Origin of the sequence: Puia sp. P3, from assembly GCF_050632245.1 — a bacterium.
In the GTDB taxonomy this organism is placed as follows: Bacteria; Bacteroidota; Bacteroidia; order Chitinophagales; family Chitinophagaceae; genus Puia.
The window spans coordinates 4601914-4618850 of record NZ_CP192583.1 but is presented as its reverse complement, the minus strand read 5'-3'; the positions used below and the strand labels follow the sequence as shown (position 1 = coordinate 4618850).

The 16937-nt window shown below is 54.8% G+C and carries 10 protein-coding genes and 3 pseudogenes; 5 read left to right on the top strand and 8 right to left on the bottom strand.

Features of this window, described 5'->3' with window-relative positions:
• Nucleotides 1–63 precede the first annotated feature (63 nt).
• Nucleotides 64–825, top strand: a pseudogene (locus ACQ86N_RS28760) (TonB-dependent receptor domain-containing protein); the annotation flags it as partial.
• Nucleotides 767–1309: a TonB-dependent receptor domain-containing protein gene (locus ACQ86N_RS28755; protein ID WP_431210047.1), complete on the top strand. Its 543-nt coding sequence runs from the start codon at nucleotides 767–769 to the stop codon at nucleotides 1307–1309. The pseudogene ACQ86N_RS28760 and the gene ACQ86N_RS28755, both read left to right, overlap by 59 nt.
• 33 nt (nucleotides 1310–1342) lie before the next feature.
• On the opposite strand, the gene ACQ86N_RS28750 is transcribed toward ACQ86N_RS28755, so the two are convergent.
• From ACQ86N_RS28750 to ACQ86N_RS28725, 6 genes are all read right to left on the bottom strand, one after another.
• Complete coding sequence (locus tag ACQ86N_RS28750; protein WP_431210046.1) at nucleotides 1343–2005, bottom strand: hypothetical protein; 663 nt, start codon at nucleotides 2003–2005, stop codon at nucleotides 1343–1345.
• A 20-nt stretch (nucleotides 2006–2025) separates the two neighbouring features.
• On the bottom strand, nucleotides 2026–4104 hold the full coding sequence (locus ACQ86N_RS28745) for a glycoside hydrolase family 2 TIM barrel-domain containing protein (protein WP_431210045.1): 2079 nt from the start codon (nucleotides 4102–4104) through the stop codon (nucleotides 2026–2028).
• 149 nt (nucleotides 4105–4253) lie between these two features.
• The gene (locus tag ACQ86N_RS28740) at nucleotides 4254–5846 is read right to left on the bottom strand and encodes a SusD/RagB family nutrient-binding outer membrane lipoprotein (RefSeq protein ID WP_431210044.1); all 1593 of its coding nucleotides are present in this window, start codon (nucleotides 5844–5846) and stop codon (nucleotides 4254–4256) included.
• 2 nt (nucleotides 5847–5848) lie between these two features.
• Nucleotides 5849–8494: a SusC/RagA family TonB-linked outer membrane protein gene (locus ACQ86N_RS28735; RefSeq protein WP_431210043.1), complete on the bottom strand. Its 2646-nt coding sequence runs from the start codon at nucleotides 8492–8494 to the stop codon at nucleotides 5849–5851.
• On the bottom strand, nucleotides 8455–8877 hold the full coding sequence (locus ACQ86N_RS28730; RefSeq protein ID WP_431210042.1) for a hypothetical protein: 423 nt from the start codon (nucleotides 8875–8877) through the stop codon (nucleotides 8455–8457). The genes ACQ86N_RS28735 and ACQ86N_RS28730 overlap by 40 nt, the downstream gene beginning before the upstream one ends.
• Nucleotides 8874–9026, bottom strand: coding sequence for a hypothetical protein (locus ACQ86N_RS28725; RefSeq protein ID WP_431210041.1), 153 nt, complete (start codon nucleotides 9024–9026; stop codon nucleotides 8874–8876). Before ACQ86N_RS28725 ends, ACQ86N_RS28730 begins: the two co-directional genes overlap by 4 nt.
• Before the next feature lie 203 nt (nucleotides 9027–9229).
• Here ACQ86N_RS28725 and ACQ86N_RS28720 point away from each other — a divergent pair, with 203 nt between their 5' ends.
• Both ACQ86N_RS28720 and ACQ86N_RS28715 read left to right on the top strand, forming a co-directional pair.
• Nucleotides 9230–10180, top strand: coding sequence for an RraA family protein (locus tag ACQ86N_RS28720; RefSeq protein ID WP_431210040.1), 951 nt, complete (start codon nucleotides 9230–9232; stop codon nucleotides 10178–10180).
• A gap of 41 nt (nucleotides 10181–10221) precedes the next feature.
• A pseudogene (locus ACQ86N_RS28715) lies at nucleotides 10222–11436 on the top strand (mandelate racemase/muconate lactonizing enzyme family protein); the annotation flags it as partial.
• 64 nt (nucleotides 11437–11500) lie between these two features.
• On the opposite strand, the gene ACQ86N_RS28710 reads toward ACQ86N_RS28715, so the two are convergent.
• Both ACQ86N_RS28710 and ACQ86N_RS28705 read right to left on the bottom strand, forming a co-directional pair.
• Complete coding sequence (locus ACQ86N_RS28710; protein WP_431210039.1) at nucleotides 11501–14110, bottom strand: glycoside hydrolase family 3 C-terminal domain-containing protein; 2610 nt, start codon at nucleotides 14108–14110, stop codon at nucleotides 11501–11503.
• 24 nt (nucleotides 14111–14134) lie between these two features.
• Nucleotides 14135–15801: pseudogene (locus ACQ86N_RS28705) on the bottom strand (IlvD/Edd family dehydratase).
• A 246-nt stretch (nucleotides 15802–16047) separates the two neighbouring features.
• On the opposite strand from ACQ86N_RS28705, the gene ACQ86N_RS28700 reads away from it, so the two are divergent.
• Entirely contained in the window at nucleotides 16048–16935 is an 888-nt protein-coding gene (locus ACQ86N_RS28700; protein WP_431210038.1) for a helix-turn-helix domain-containing protein, read from the top strand.
• Nucleotides 16936–16937: the final 2 nt, after the last annotated feature.

Below are 16937 nucleotides of genomic sequence, written 5' to 3'. Positions count from 1 at the left end.
GCCGGTGGCGGTCGTCGGGGGAGATCCCGGAGCGCGCGGTGGATGCGGGGATGATCGGACGGTTTGGTTATATCGACAGCGCCCAGTGGCGGCAGCACGGGGCGTACTTCGGGTATTTTACGACTGAAGACGGAGTTGGGCGGGGGCTGGCTGCTGGAGAACCGGGCCTGGTATTCCCACTATTATTTTGGCCTGCATTATGATCCGACGTTTTTTGCAGAGGATAGTATCAACGGGGATCAGCTGAGGCAGCGGGAAAGGCGCGATCTGGCGGGCTATACGGGGAGGATTATGCGGCATGACTATTTTGCCGCGGGCGGGGACCTGCTGTCTTCCGCCGGCGTCGGCGGTCAGGGCAACTGGTTCGCGCTTAGCGATCTGAGTCATACTGTTAGGCAGGACGATGTGCTGGACACGCTGCAGGCGGGGAAGCCACGGGAGTATGCGTTGAATGCGTGGCTGGACGAGAATTATCATTGGGACAGGTGGCTGGTGAATGTGGGAGGCCGGGTGGACTGGCTCCGATTTGGCTATAGGGAGTTGACGGGTTTGGGGGCGCCTGCAAGGGAAAAGGTAGTTGTGAGCCCGAAGCTGAATGTTTCGTACACCTACAGCCAGTCGCTACAGCTGTATATGAAAATGGGAAAAGGTTTTCATTCCAACGATGCGAGGGTGGTGGTAGTCAACCGTGGGTTGGATGTGGTGCCTGCTGCGTATGGGGCGGATCTGGGATTGAATTGGAAGCCTATGTCCGGATTGATCGTGAATGCGGCTGTCTGGACGCTGTATCTGCAACAGGAATTTGTGTATGATGCGGACGAGGGGACGACGGAGCCTGGCGACAGGACGCGACGTCAGGGCGTCGATCTTTCCCTGCGCTATCGAGCTGACGCCATGGCTATTTGCGAATTTCGACGTCAACTATTGCCGGGCGAGGGACCGGGATGCGGTGAAAGGGCAGGACTATCTTCCGCTGGCGGTGCCTTTGTCCAGCACAGGTGGTCTGGACTTCCGGCTGCGCAATGGGATCAGCGGAGGGCTGAGCTATCGTTATATGAAAGACCGGCCGGCCAGTGCGGACAATTCGCTGACGGCGCAGGGATATTTTGTTACTGATCTTACCGCTAACTATTCCCGGTCGAAATGGGAGGTGGGGCTGGAGGTGCAGAATTTGCTGAATAGGAAATGGAGGGAGGCGCAGTTTGAAACAAATTCTCGGATGCGGGGAGAGGCAGCGCCGGTGGATGGGATCAGCTTCACGCCGGGTGTGCCCTTGTTTGCGAAGGTAAAGGTGGGGGTGTTCTTTTAGCATCGGTACGTCCGTACCGGGCGTCAATCGCCTCTATTGACTGAAATTAAACCAAATTTTTCCTGTGATGGGCTTGCCGGACGGTTGGTTTTTCTGGCTTTGCGGGCCCATGACCCCGGCGCGCTGGAATTTGGTGCCGATGGCGCTGATGCCGTCCAGGATGCCGATGGAGCCTTCGGGGAAGGCCGGCTCTACGTTGTTATTTGACAATGCGGCTTTTTCCCTGGCGGGGCGCAGCATCTGGAAATATTTGGGAGCATCTTCCATGTAGATGGTGAATGGTGATTCTTTATTTCCGATCGTGACCCAGTAGACCTCCGCATGATAGCCTTTGAATTCGGGATAGTTCCAGGTCTCGCCTGTGACCGAGTTATTGTACGCTTTGTACCAGACGCCGAGTTTTTGTCCTTTCAGCCTGTTTTTCCAGACACGGTATGGTCCGCGCCCCAGCCATTTCATACCGGTGATCTTGTCTTCGGGATAGTCGAATGTGATGCCCATAAAGTCCGCGGGCTCTGTTTGGGTATACTGCCAGGCCAGTTCGACGGGACGGCCGGGCCGGAACGTCCATTTTACATGGAAAGACGCGGCTCCCCGATAGTCTGCTTCGACGAACTGTGTTCCTTCGCCGCCGCCCCTGTGACTGAAGTTCGCCAGACTGTCTTTGCCTCCCGCCAGTGCGGGTCCGCCGGACAATGAAATGGTTCCTCCCGCCTTTACAATCTTTTGTAAATAGCCGGTGGTTTTACTGAAATGGTATACGATGTGATCGCATTGGATCCGTAGTGAGGATGCGTCTTCTCCGGTTGTGATCGCGCCTTTTGCTGTTGCCGGGGGCCCGATGGTTGTTGTTGTGGGGAGCCCGGCGGGTTGACCCGGGGTCTTCCAGCTCCAGGTAAAGATCTCTTTTTGTCCGGTCCGTATGCCGTCAAATACAGTGCGTCATTGTTTCTCCAGGACCCGGGCAATGGTATGTTCAGCAAGCCTTTTTCCGAAGGTTTGATGTCGACGGTTTTCAGGATGCCACCCGATGTGACGATGGGGTTCGGATCCGATAGCCTGGGGCCGGGAAATTTTACCAGCTGCCATTTAAAAGTGCACTGGCTGAGATTTGTAAAGGCGTAGCGGTTCCCGACGGGTATCTGGCCCGTGAATCCCGGCTCTATGGCGTCCAGCAGGATCTGTACGGGACTCCAGATCTCTTTGATGGTGTAAAAACTGGCTTCTTTTTCCCTGTGCGGTCCGACTATGCCATCCGGCCCGTGGTTGCCGTCCGCGTCGTAGCTGTTGTTCTTATCCGTTCGGATGACGGCCTCATCGAGCAGAGCCCATATAAAGCCGCCTCCGGCATGGGGGTACTGCATCATCAGGCTCCAGAAGTCGTCCAGTGCCGCGCCCGCGCCGCCGTCGTACAATCCGTGCATGAATTCGGTGGGGAAAAAGATGTCCTGTCCGGTGGCGACGACTTTGGAGACGTAATTATAGTCGGGATAGTGTTTGGTATCGGTACCGTTGAATTTTTCCCATGGATGCAGGACTATGCGATCCTGGGGATCATACAGTGCATAGTCCTGGTCCAGCGCTCTGTTCCAGCCGCCTTCATTGCCGTTGTCCCAGGCCACGACCGACGGGTGGTTGACATCCCTTATTACCAATTCCTTAACCAGCCGACGCCCGACGATCGTGTCGTATTTTGCCTGCCAGCCGGTCAATTCGTCCAGTACATACAGGCCCAGAGAATCGCATATATCGAGGAAGGCCTGATCGGGAGGGTAGTGGGACATGCGAACGGCATTCATGTTCATTTCTTTCATCAACTTTACGTCCGTCAGGTGAACGTCCCTGCTGAGTGTACGGCCGGTCTCGGGCCAGAAGCTATGACGGTCGCAGCCTTTTAGTATAATTTTTGCGCCATTGACATAGATGCCGTCGTGTTGGCGGAACTCGACCGTCCGAAAGCCAAATCGTTGCCGGATCTGGTGGATTACCTGGCCTTTTCGTTTGAGGCTCACGAGTACCTGGTATAGATGTGGGGACTCGGCATTCCACAATAAAGGGTAGACGAACCGGGCATTCAGTCTGCCCGAGTCGGCTGCTGCGGTGAAAACCCTGCCTATGCTGATACCGCCGGGCGTCTGTACCTGTGCCTCGATCGTTTCTCCGCCTTGCAGGTGTTGCGGATATACGTTCATGGCGAAGGAGCCGTCGGCTTTTGCATCGATAGCCAGTCTGTCTATGAAAGTTTCCGGTACGATCTCTAAATACACCGGACGAAAAATGCCGCCAAAGACCCAGAAATCACTGTTGCGTCTTTCCGCGTCGTTTACGGATTCGTTGGCGGACGTTTTGTCGACTGTCACTTCCAGCAGGTTTGTTCCTTTTGGTTTTACCAGGTCTGTTATATCATATTTGAACCGGTAGAAGCTGCCCTGGTGTACGGGGCCTGCCTGCGAACCATTGAGCATGACCTTTGTATCGGTCATGGACCCTTCGAAGACGATGAAGATGCGTTTTCCTTTCCAGTTGCCGGAAATGAAATTATGCCTGTAAATTCCCTGTTCGTTGGACTTGGACTTGTCGTGTCCGTAGTTGTATTCGCCGAAGCCCTGCAGTTCCCAATTGGAAGGAACCGGGATCTTTGTCCATTTGCCGCTGTTCCTTCCTCCTGTGCAATAGAAGTCCCAGGCTACCGTGTGGTCTTTATCCGTGCCGCTTAAATATTTAACGATCGTTGGCTGTGCTATGGCGCCGAAATTGGCTGCCGTCAGCAACAGACCGAGGAATGTTTTTTTCAAGGGTTTATTTTTACAGCATGAATATACGAAGCTGTGTCCAGAGATTGACGGGGTGGCATCGCAATTGACGGAGTACCTCGATAAAATGATAAACCCGTAACAGAAGTTACGGGTTTCCTGCGCACGAAAAGCTGCAATGAACATATCTGCTACTTGTCCCAGAATACTCTTGCTGTCAGGTTGTCCTGTCCACCCATCGCCTGAACGGCGGCGAGGTAATTGGTCTTGTTATTGGACAGCTCGTAGTCGGGATAGGACAGCCTATGAATGAATCCGCCGCCGAGGTTGTTGTTGGCGAGATTGGGGCTCAGGGCGGGGTAGCCGGACCGCCGGAAATTACACCATGCTTCCGTGCCGTTGGTGAGGCTGGCGATCCAGTATTGGGTGTTAATTTGTTGCAGGGCATTGGCTGCGTTGTAGGCCACGGCGGGATCGGTAAGATAGGTGGTTTTTGCGGGGGCGGATACTGTGCCTCCGCCGGGATAGATCGCATAGGTGTCCATGTCCGCCGTGATCCCGCTTTCATAATAAGTTTGCGCCGCCGCGTCGCCGCCTGCTATCCAACCTCTTTTGGCGGCTTCGGCCAGCAGCAGGGAGGTCTGGGCATAGGTGACCCAGAAGGTGGGGGCGGTTTGGGACGCGACGCATTTGACGTTGAGCTGTGAGTAGTTGTAGCCGCCGCCCCTGGTGCCGCGATAGGGCGGATTGGCCAACGCGTCGCTGATCACGCCTACGGGTACACCGTACTGGTCGGCGGCGAGAAGGTCGGGATTGGGGTCGGCGAGCGGGTTGTTCGGGTCTGCGAATTTGGCAAGGATGAAGGGGCTGCGGGGGTCGTTGGTCGACTTCAGCTGGTTAACGAATGGTTCAGCAGCATAGTAAAAACGGGGATTGTTATTGACCAAACCGACGTTCAGGACATTGGTTGCGATGGTGCCGTCATATTTTACGTATACATTGTCGGCATTGGAAGCCATTACCCCTCCGGTAAAAGCTTCGGCCGCGAGCGACTGGGCTTTTGCGGCATTGGTTTTCGAATAGCGCATGCCTAGCCGTAGCAGCAGGGAGAAGCCGAGTTTTTTCCATTTTGCGACTTGCGTAGCGGCGGAGGTGATCGGAACGGCTGCATTTTTTCCGAAGAAGAGGTCGGCGGAGACATAGTCGCCCCCGGGATTCAGGGCGTTGGTGGCCTCCCTGATCTCTTTCTCGAGGTCGGCGTAGATGGCCGCGGCGTCGTCATATTTCGGGTAAAAAATATTATCCGTGTACGCCTTTCCGGCGTCGAAGTAGGGAACATTGCCGTATTCGTCCACGAGTCCCATGAAGGCCTGGGCCTTCCAGATGCGGATCATGCTCAGCAGATTGACCGAGGTCGTGGTTCCTTTCAGAATCGCCATTGCCTGGACCAGGCTTTTGATCCCGCCGGTCACGGGGTTGTTGAGCGGCGCCGAGCCGGTGTAGGAGGCGTCCCATCTACCGTTGTTGAAGTTGTCGATGTCCGCATTGAAATTTGGGCCGAGGGTTGCGCCGGCGTTGAAGGGATTGACAAACTGCTGGACGATGGTATTCTCGGTCTCCCAGCCTGCCCCGGTGAAGGTGCGTTCCGCACCTGCAAACAGCAGCGCCGGATCGATGGTCGTTACGGCGTATGGGTCCGTGTTGATCTTTTGGAAATTCTTGTCGCATCCGGTGGAAAGGAGGATGGCGCCTATGAAGATGGATATGCTGAATGTTTTTGTCATGGTTAGAACTTTACGTTTAAGCTGAGGTTGAAACTGCGTGTCGTCGGCAGAGAGGAATTCTCATAGCCTGTTCTGATGTCGCCGGAGGACTGGACTGCTTCGGGGTCGAGACCGGGAAGGTCCTTGTGAAGTATCGCCACGTTGCGTACCGCGCCGGACAGGCTAAGACCCTTGAAGAACTTGAGGTAGCTGGCTTTCTTCACGAGATCGGTGAAATTATAGCTGATGGAAATGCTTCTGAGCTTGACGAAATCGGATTTGAAGACGAAGGGGTCGCCGATCTGAAGATTGCGGTAGTCGGCGTAGAAGCCCTGCAGGTCGGTGACTGCGACTGTGTTTGGCTGGCCCGTGCCCTGATTGATGCCCGGAAATATAATTCCGTTCTCCCCGTCACGGCGACCTACCAGTGAAGCTTTTGACAGCCCCTGTCTCAGGGTGTTGAGGGCGGTGGAAGACATTACTTTTCCGCCGAATTTGTAGTCTATGAAAACCCCGAGGCTGAGGTTCCTGTAGGTGAAGTAGTTGGTCCATCCGCCGGTAAATTTGGGGATGGCGCTGCCAACGGGCCGGTAGTCGGCGGTTGCGAGAAGACGGCCGGCGGGACTGACCAGGATATTGTTCTTGTCATCCCTGAGGTAGGTTCTTGTGTAGAGCTGGTTCATGGGCAACCCTGTGGTATAGTGGATCTGTCCGAGGAACTCGTTGCCGGTACCATTGAAATAGAGCAGGAGGAAGTCGTTGACGCCCGGTGAAATAGCCAGCACTTTTGTGGAGAGGTAGGAGTTGTTCCATGAGCTGGTCCAGCTGAATCGGGTGGTCCTGACCAGGGTGAATTCGAGCAGGGTCTCGAGACCGCTGTTCCTCAGCGAGGCCAGGTTGGCCTTGGAGTTGGTATAGCCTGAGGTGTTGGAAAGCGTGACGGGCAATACCTGGTCGGTGGTTACTTTTCTGAATGCCGATACGTCGAGGTGCAGGCGGTTGTTGAACATCCGCAGTTCGAGGCCTATTTCTTTTTCGTCTGTTCTGAATGGCGTTAGGGAGGCATTCGGCGCGTTCGATCCGGTGATCGTCGCCGTGGTCTGCCCGTTGAAGGGATTCGGGGCGATGGTATAGTTCAGCAGGCCTTCGTAGTTGCTGACGCCGTTGGCGCTGCCGGTCTTCGAGCCGGCAACTCTGAGTTTGCCAAAGTTCAGCCATGTGATGTTTGGCAATAACTGAGAGAAGATGAAACTACCGGATACCGATGGGTAAAAGACGTGGTTGTTGCGGGGATTATAGACGGAGAACCAGTCTTCCCTGCCTGTGACGTTGATGTATAGAAGACGTTTGAACCCAACTTCGGCCAGGCCATAGAGGGAGTTGACCCGGCTTTTGCCGTAGGTATAGGTCTGGGTCTTGACGTTGCCATTGGCGAGCGAATAGAGGTCTTTGACGACGAAATTGGCGGAGGTGCCGGTGAGGTTATTGCCTTCGGAGGTGAAGGTATTGCCGCCGGCGCTGACGTCGAAGGAGAAATTCTTATACTCTTTGCTGGCGCCTACGAGGAAGTCCGCGTTGACTTCGGTGCTTTTGGCCTCAGATATACTGTAGGAGCCTTTATAGGTGCCGTCCGCGTTGGTGGGTACGCTGGTGCCGACGCCGTATGGTACATGAAATTCGTTGTTGTTGACCGAATAGTTGTAGTTGTATCTGCCCTGAAGGAATAACCAGTCGGTGAAGTCATACCGAAGGGTGGCGGTACCGAGGATCCGGTCTCTGTTGTTGACCCAGTTCTGGCCGGCCTGATTGGCGTAGTAGGGATTGAGGACGGTTCCCTGGAATCCCGAGGTCTGCATTTCCGTGCCGTTGGCGGGGTTGACGGCGCTATTTTTGAGGGCCGATGTAGGGGTCGAGAGGGCGAGGCGGGTAAAGAAGTTGACGGAACCGGCTCCCTGTGTGCCGACCTGCGGCGGATTGCTCTGGATCTCGTTGGCCCAGTTGATATTGAGGGCAAGTTTGAGTTTGTCGGTGATGTTCTGGTTGATACCCAGATTGAAGATCTTCTTTTTGTATTCGTCTCTTGGTTCGATGCCTTTTGCGTCCGAATTGGCCAGCGAGACGCGGAAGCTGCCTTTTGGTCCGCCTCCGGAAAGGGCGACCGTATTGGTAAAATTGGCTCCTGTCTGAAAGTAGTCGAAAAGTCTGTTCTGGTAGGCGGAATAGGGCTGGAGGCTGCCGTCGAAGATCGGTGTCGGTGCGCCATCCAGCTTCGCCCCCCATCCGAACTGGCCGTTGCCGGCGGCGGATGCCTGTGAGGTTGGTCTTTGTCCTCCCGTGCCTTCCCCGTATACGGTCTGGAACTGGTCCATGTAATTCAGGGCCCTTTGCAGGGTATAGCTGGAGGTATATTCGACGCCTATACCTGAATTTTTAGAACCGGACTTTGTCGTGATGATGATGGCGCCTGCCGCCGCCCGTGATCCGTATAATGCGGATGCGGTCGATCCTTTCAGTACGGTCATGCTTTCGATATCGTCGGGGTTGATGGTCTGGAGATTGTCGCCCTGGTCGCGCTGGTTGCCGCCGCCGTCGGCGCCTCTGGCGCCCTGGTCCATGGGAAGTCCGTTGACTACGAGAAGGGGTGAGTTGGTCGATCCGGAGAATCCCACCTGTCCGCGCAGGCGGATCTGTGTACTGGAGCCGGCGCCTGCGGCGGGGGCGTGATATTCAGGCCTGCCACTCTGCCTTCGAGGGATTCTCCGATATTCGTTGTCCTGTTGGTGACGAGTTCGTCTGTTTTTACCGAGGTGGCGGCATAGCCGAGTTTTCTTTCCTGTTTTTTTATGCCGAGTGCGGTGACGATGATGACGTCGAGCTCTTTCCGGCTGCCTCTCGCCAGGTCAATGGTAATGTTGGTTCTTCCTTCAACGCCGGTCTCTATTGTCGCAAAACCGATATGGCTGACGACGACGATGTCATTGGCTGCGCCCTGGATGCTGAAATGCCCCGCATTGTTGGTGATGGTAGACCTGGAGGTACCTTTGATGGTCACGGTTGCGCCGGCGACAGGTTTTTTTCGTCGTTCAGGACGGTTCCCGTGAGTGTCTGGGCTTGCGCTCTGGCGGTGATGCAGAGGAGAAGGAAGGACAATAAATAGCTGATCAGATACCGTTGGCAGGTCAGTTGGCGATGTTTTTTCATAATGCAAGTCGTTTTGTATAAACAGATTCGCGGGACTAGTTGGGGTCCACTGGAGTTATGCGATGGTGCAAAATAAGTGTCATTCAGACAAAAAACTTCCACTATGGAACTTTGTTGAATAGTGTAAATGTTTCTGGAATAAATTCCCTTCCTTTATAGACGCCGGTCACTCTCTTCCGGGAACTCTAATAATCTAACATATCATGATCAACTATTCTTTCGCGCTTGCGATTGCTTTGTGTGTCTTTCTGTCTTCCAGGGCCCAGCAGGTGCAGATCAGTAAGGATGAATTGATCGCGCTCACGCCGGAATGGACCGGGGAGCGATTTGCCGACGGGAGGCCGAAAGTCAGCGACGATATTATCCGCAGGATGAAGGCGGTCAGTGTAGAAGAGGCCTGGGCCACCATGAAGAATGCGGGTTACGGCTATCAGGTGGCGGAGGACTGGCAGGTCATCAATCCCGACAGCGTATTGGTAGGACGCGCTGTGACTGCAACCTTTATGCCTGGGCGTCCGGATGTCTGGAAGGCGATCGATTCGCTGGGTAAGAAGCAGGGTCGGAGAGCGCAGAATGTCTGGGCGGTGGAAATGCTGGTGAAGGGGGATGTTTATGTGGCCGACCAGTTCGGTGCGAAAAGGAATGGGCCGACGATCGGTGACAATGTCGGTAATGCGATCTATGCCAGGACGGGCAACGGTATCGTGTATGACGGAGCGATCAGAGACCTGGAGGGTCTGAAGGAGATCGGCGGGTTTACTTCGTATTATACCAGTTATGATCCGTCTTATCATAACCCCGGTGCGGGAAGAAATCAGGATCTGACGACGATGATCGTGGGGATCAATCACCCAACGCGGATACGGGCGGTGACCGTTATGCCGGGTGATGTCGTGCTGGGCAAGACGGGAGTGGTGGTTTTTATTCCTCCTCAGCTGGCGGAACGGGTGGTGAAGACCTCGGAGATCGTGAGATTGCGGGATCAGTTCGGCCACCTTCGTCTGAGGGAAGGTAAGTACACGGCCGGCCAGATCGATGCCCGTTGGTCGGACGAGATCGAAAAAGATTTTTCGAGGTGGTTGAACGACCATATCAATGAGCTGCCGGTAGGTAAAGAAGAAATCAGGGAATACCTCAAGGAGAGGACCTGGTAAAAACGATTTAGCGCCTTAACCATAAAAAAATAGTCAATCAGATGTCCAGTACAAGAAGATCTTTCCTAAGTAAAGCTGCGATTGCGGCTGCCATATCACCGTTCGCTGCAATAAGCAGCAGTTTTGGTCAGGGGCTTGAACGTTCGCTCGAAAGGACGCCCCGGCATTCCAGTCCTTCCGACCTGAAAATTACAGACGTCAAGTGTGGATATTCGGGAGGAGGGTTATTTGTAAAGATTTTTACCAACCAGGATATCTGGGGTTCCGGGGAGGCAGTAGATGCAGTGGGTGGAACCTATTTTCTGGTTCAGCAGCTGGGCCGGAGACTGAAAGGGAGAAGTCCGCTGACTCCCAACCGGATCTTTGAGGAGTTCCGTAAGGGTGCATTCTTTGGCGGCGCGCAGTCGGGTGTGTATGTGGCCGTGCTGAGCGCCTTTGATGCCGCGTTATGGGATCTGTGTGGAAAGGCGCTGGGATTGCCGGTACACCAGTTGTTGGGAGGGAAGTTCCGCGACAGGGTGAGGGTATATTGTGACACGGAATTATATGCGGTCAGGAACCCCAGGCCGGAGGATTATGCCAACGCGGGGATGCAGGCGGTCGCCAGTGGATATACTGCGGTCAAGTTCGATATCGATTCGGCGACGGATCCAAATAAGTTCGACCGGTACAACTGGACGGCCAGCAATGCCGAGCTGGAGCGGATGTTCGACGCGATCGCCGCGGTTCGCAAGGCGGTAGGGCCGCATATCGATATTTGCGTGGACATGCACGGCCGGTACGATGCGCCGACGGGAAGGAAGGTAGCGAAGATGATGGAGCCGCTGAATCTTATGTGGCTGGAGGAGCCGGTGCCCGCGGATAATATCGATGTGTACAAGACGATCACGCAGGAGACCAGTACGCCTATCTGCGGCGGTGAAAATTTTTATCTCGGCTATGGGTACACGCGTATACTGGAGCAGGCCGCGATCGATATCATCATGCCGGACCTGCAGAAATGCGGGGGGCTGGGTGAGGGGCAGCGCATCGCCAATCTGGCCAATTTGTACTATACGCCGTTTTCGCCGCATATGGTGGGGTCATTTCTTGGCGCGATGGCGACTGCCCATGTCTGCGCGTCCGTCCCGAATTTTCATATCCTCGAATGGCAGACGTTGAGCGATACCGAGCCGAAATGGAAGGAGATCGTAACGTATGACAAGCCTTTTATTGAAAAGGGATTTCTGGTGGTATCGGATAAGCCGGGTATCGGGGTCGAGCTGAATCTGGAAGGGTTGAAGAAGTATGCGACGCCCGGGATCCCCTTTTTGAATGATCTCAATGACTGGAGGGATCGAACGATCCTTCGACGGTCGTTCGGTTCTTTGTGGCTGTGGTGTCGGGTTGCGATCCGCCGATGGAAATGGATACGGGGCCGCGGGGTGTTATTGGATTGCCGTTGTTGTCGAGGTAGGATAGATCGTCTTTCGTGAGTTGGAAAGGTAGTCTTGTTGTTTCGCCTTTTTTCAGAAGGATGCGGCGGAATCCTTTGAGCGAGCGGACCGGCAGGGATTTGCCTTTTAAAGTCACATAGAGCTGGACGACTTCTTCTCCGTCCATTGGTCCGGAGTTGGTGATATCGGCGGATGCCGTAATTGTGTTGTCTGTTCTTTTTATCGAGAGATGATCGTATTTGAAGCTGGTGTAGCTGAGTCCATATCCGAACGGGTACAGTGGAGCCCCTCTGAAATACCGGTAGGTTCGGTTGTTCATGCTGTAGTCGTTGAAATCGGGAAGGTCGGCGTCGGACTTGTAGAATGTGACGGGTAGGCGTCCGGCGGGGTTGTAGTCGCCCCATAGTACATCCGCGATAGCGTTTCCTGCGGATTGCCCGCCGTACCAGGCGTTGACGATGGCGGGAATATTTTCCGCTTCCCAGGGTATGGCGATGGCGCTGCCGGTCATCATGACAAAGACGATGGGTTTGCCGGTAGCTTTCAGAGCTTGCAGAAGATCGGTTTGGATTGCGGGCAGCAAAATCGATGTGCGGTCTCCGCCGCGGAATCCGGGATAGTTGACTGGCATCTCTTCGCCTTCCAGCTGGGGAGAAATGCCGCCGGCGAAGATAATGGCGTCTGCGTCTTTGAGGCGGGCGGCGAGCTTTGTAAAATCGGTCTTTTGAAGGTGTCCGGCAGTGAGTCTTACGGAGGCCTTGCCGCCGGTCTGGTAGTATTCCACGACGAGGCGATAGCTGTGTCCTTTCTCTGCCGTCAGCTGGTATATTTTTGCGCCCCAGCGGTTGCGGGTCCAGGCGTTCAGGACTTCTTTTCCGTCGATGAGGAAGCGATAGCCGTCGTCGGCGTCGAGCTCGAAGCTGACGGGTCCGGATTCGGGTGCGGTGAAATCCGTGGTGTACCGCGCTGAGAAGTCGTAGGCTTTGAGTGTGTCGACTACGATCTGGCCTTCCTGCCAGTTGTTGTCCAGGCGAGGTTCGAGCCTTGTTGCGACGGGGGCGCCGGAGAGGTCTCTGCTGCTGAAATATTCCGCTGAAAAGCCTTTTTTGCCCTGCCAGGTGAATTGGTTGTTCAGGGTGGATGGCTGGAACAGGGTATCGTTGGTAAAATTGACTGCCTTTTCGTAAACGATGTCGACGTCTTTTCCCAATTTTTGGTGTATGCCCTGAAGGAGGGTGATGGCGGTGGAAGGTGTCCCGTTGTAATTGCCGAGGATAGAAATCTTGTTATCGGCGTTGGGGCCGATTACCGCAATTTTTTTAATGTGTTTGCTTAGCGGCAGGAGGTGGGCTTCGTTCTTTAAGAGAACGATGGATTGTCTGGCCATTTTCAGCGCGTGGTCCCGGTGCTCTTTGCTTTCCAGTTCGGCGGCGGATGTCTGTGCATATTTTACCATGGAGACGGGATCGAAAAGACCGAGTCTGAACCGGATCATAAACAGGCGGGACACGGAGGTGTCGATCTGGCTTTGCGGTATTTTTCCGTCCTTTACCGCCTGCACCAGCGATGTATAAGTGTCGGTTCCGCATTCCACGTCGGTGCCGTGGAGGACGGCGTCGGCTGAGGCGGCTTCGGCATTGGGGTGGGTCTTGTGGTTTTTGAAAAAGTCGTCGATGCCCCAGCAGTCGGAGGTGACATAGCCGGAGAATTTCCACTGTCTGCGAAGGATATCCACCATGAGCGGGTCGCTGCCGCAGCAGGGTTGTGATCTGAAGGCGTTGTATGCACACATGACGCCGGCGACATGGGCGCTGGTCACGAGTTCTTTAAACGCAGGCAGATAGGTATTCCACAGGTCCTCGTCGGTGGGATCGACGTCGAATACGTGCCGCGACGGTTCGGGACCGCTGTGCACGGCATAGTGTTTGGCGCATGCGGCGGCGTGCAGGTATTTGGGATCGTCGCCCTGCAGGCCATGGACAAAGGATCTGCCCATCATGGCCGTCAGGAAGGGGTCTTCTCCATAGGTCTCCCGGCCTCTTCCCCAGCGGGGATCGCGGAAGATATTGATATTGGGTGTCCAGTAGGTGAGGCCGACGTATCGCTGGCCGGCCTTTCCCTGGGCGACTGCCTTGTTGTAGATGGCTCTTCCTTCTGTTGCGGAATAGTCGGCCATTATTTTGAGTGATGTCGTGTCGAATGTGGCGGCCATGGCGATGGCCTGAGGGTATACGGTCACGTTGTAGGGAGTTCGCGCGACGCCGTGCAGGACTTCGTTCCACCAGTCGTAGGCCGGGATGTCCAGCCTCGGGATCGCGGGTGCGGAATTCAGCATCTGGCCGACCTTTTCCTCGAGGGTCAGCCGGGAGACCAGGTCGTGTACCCGTTGTTCAAACGGGAGGGTGGGGTCCTGAAAGGGGTAGCCTGTCTGGGCCAAAGTTCTTACGGGTAAAATAAATTGGAGGGCAGTGATCGTGGCGAGTATTGCTTTCATATAGCCGTGGTTAGTCTTGTTTGTTCAGTGCAGGTTGCGGGTGACTTCGCTGCCCGAGCCGCCCTGCAGCAGGTCGAGGTCGGCTCCGAGGTTGGCCTGCTGGACGTGTTCGATATAGAATCTGACATAGCCTCTTGTCGCCATCGGCGCGGGTTTGGTCCATGCGGCTCTTCTTCGGGCGGCTTCGGCGTCGGTGATGTCGAGGTGCAGCCTTCTGTTGTCGACGTCCAGTTCGATCATGTCGCCGTCCTGGACCAGGGCGAGCATGCCTCCGATGGCGGATTCGGGGGCTACGTGGAGGATTACGGTGCCGGCGGCGGTGCCGCTCATTCTGCCGTCCGAGATACGGATCATGTCTTTGACACCTTTACGGAGGAGTTTTTCCGGCAGGTCGACATTGCCGACTTCGGGCATCCCGGGATAGCCGACGGGGCCGGCGCCTTTCAGCACGATGACGGAGTTCTCGTCGATATCGAGGTCTTCGTTGTCGATGCGGGCGTGGTAGTCTTCGATCGATTCGAATACGACTGCCTTTCCGCGGTGTTTCATCAGGGCTTTTGTGGCGGCGGAGGGTTTTATGATAGCGCCGTTCTCGCAGAGGTTTCCCTTGAGTACGGCGATACCCGCTGCGTGTTGTAAGGGGTTGTCGATTGTGGCGATGACGTCGTGGTTGTAACAGGCGGGATCTTTGTTGTTCTCGCCGATGGATCTTCCGTTTGCCGTGATGGCATCGTTGTGAAGGTGGTTGCTTAATTCCCTGATGACGACGGGGAGTCCGCCTGCGTAGTAAAAATCTTCCATCAGGTATTTTCCCGAAGGTTTCAGGTTCACCAGCAGCGGTATTTTTCCACCGATGGTATCGAAGTCTTCCAGGTTGAGCGGGACGCCGATGCGGCCTGCTATTGCGAGCATATGAAGGATGAAGTTGGTCGAGCCGCCGACGGCCGCGTTGACGACGATGGCGTTTTCGAAGGCCTGCCGGGTAAGGATGGTTGACAGTCGTTGGTTTTCCTTCACCATTTCGACGATCCTTCGTCCGCTGAGCTGGGCCATGACTTTTTTCTGGAGTCGACGGCGGGGATTGCCGCTGCTCCCGGCAGGGTTAAGCCGAGGGCTTCGACCATACAGGCCATCGTAGAGGCGGTACCCATTGTCATGCAGTGGCCTGCGCTTCTGGCGACGCCTATTTCGGCTTCGAGGATGTCTTCTTCGGTATATTTCTCCACCAGCATTTTTTCCTTTACCATCCAGTTGAAGGACCCGCTGCCCAGGCATTCGCCCCTGAACCGGCCATTCAGCATGGGGCCGCCTGGAACGACGATGGTCGGGAGGTCTACGCTGCAGGCGCCCATGACGGTGGAGGGGGTGGTTTTGTCACACCCCGTCAGCAGGACGATGCCGTCCAGTGGGTTGGCGCGGATATTCTCTTCGACGTCCATGCTTGCGAGGTTGCGGAACAGCATGGTTGTCGGGCGCATGACGGTCTCTCCGAGAGAGGAGACGGGAAATTCGAAGGGGACGCCGCCGGCTTCCAGTACTCCGCGTTTTACAATTTCTGCGAATTCCCGGAGGTGACCGTTGCAAGGGGTCAGTTCGCTCCAGGTATTGCAGATCCCGATGATGGGTCTGCCCTGGAAGTAGTCGTTGGGGTATCCCTGGTTACGGAACCATGACCGGTGTACAAAACCCATTTTGTCCTTTCCTCCGAACCATTCCTGACTTCGTAATTTCCTGTTGTTTGATTTCATGTTGCTTTTTTGGGCCTGCGACAGTTGAACTTCCGTCCTTGCATGGTAATCCAAACGGCAATTTAGTGATATAGCCCAGCGAAAACTTCCATTTTATAACAGCGTTGATTTTTATACGGATTATTCGGGTAAAATGCATTTCTTTAGTATCTTGACAGTAAGGCCGGGACCATGTAAAATCAAGGGCTTATGAATTTATTCGAACTTCAGCAGGGAAGTTCCAGGGAGCTGCAATTGTTCCCGCATATTATAAGCACCGGGTGCAGGAAAAACAGTGCCATTCACCTGGAGTCTTTCAGGGAAACGGTCGCTGACTACTTTCGTATCTACAATATTATCGACGGCAAATATGAATGGCGAATAGACGATGAGCGTTTTCAGCTATACCCTGGGGATACGGTGCTGGTCCTGCCGGGCAGGAAGCTCGGCAGTCCGAAGGGGTTTCTGGAGATCGGTGCGCTTGGGTGGCTCCATTTTACCATCGATCGTCTCGACCATGAGAGATTTGTTCCGGGGAAATGGAGCAGCCTTAATGAGAGCGAGTGTTATACGATGGGGAATATATTGCTGCTGAACAGGACCGTCGCTCCGTCAAAGACCTGCGAGGCCAGCCGGATCCTGGCGTCGTTGCAAAATGAGTTGCTGAGTCAGGGAATAGCCTTTAATACAAGAGTAAACCAGCTGATGGATGAACTCCTCGTAGCCATAACGCGTGAGCTGGCAAAAGAAGCTAATCCGGGGAGGGACTTTTCAAAGATATTTTTCCAGCTGGAGCAGAAGCTCCGGGACAATCTGGCGAGGCAATGGTCGGTAGAGGAAATGGCGGCCACGGTTGGTATGGGCACGACGCTTTTCAATGTGCGGGTGAAGTCGTACACCGGATTCACCCCTACGAATTATTTGATCAATTTGCGTATTGCGGAGGCTATCAAGCTGCTGAGGAAGGAAGATCTGAATCTGACGGATATTGCCCTGGATACGGGGTTTTGTTCGTCCCAGCATTTCTCGACTACCTTTAAAAAGCTGACTGGCTATACTCCCAGTGAATTTAGAAGACGAAAAACGGGTGACAGCTAAAA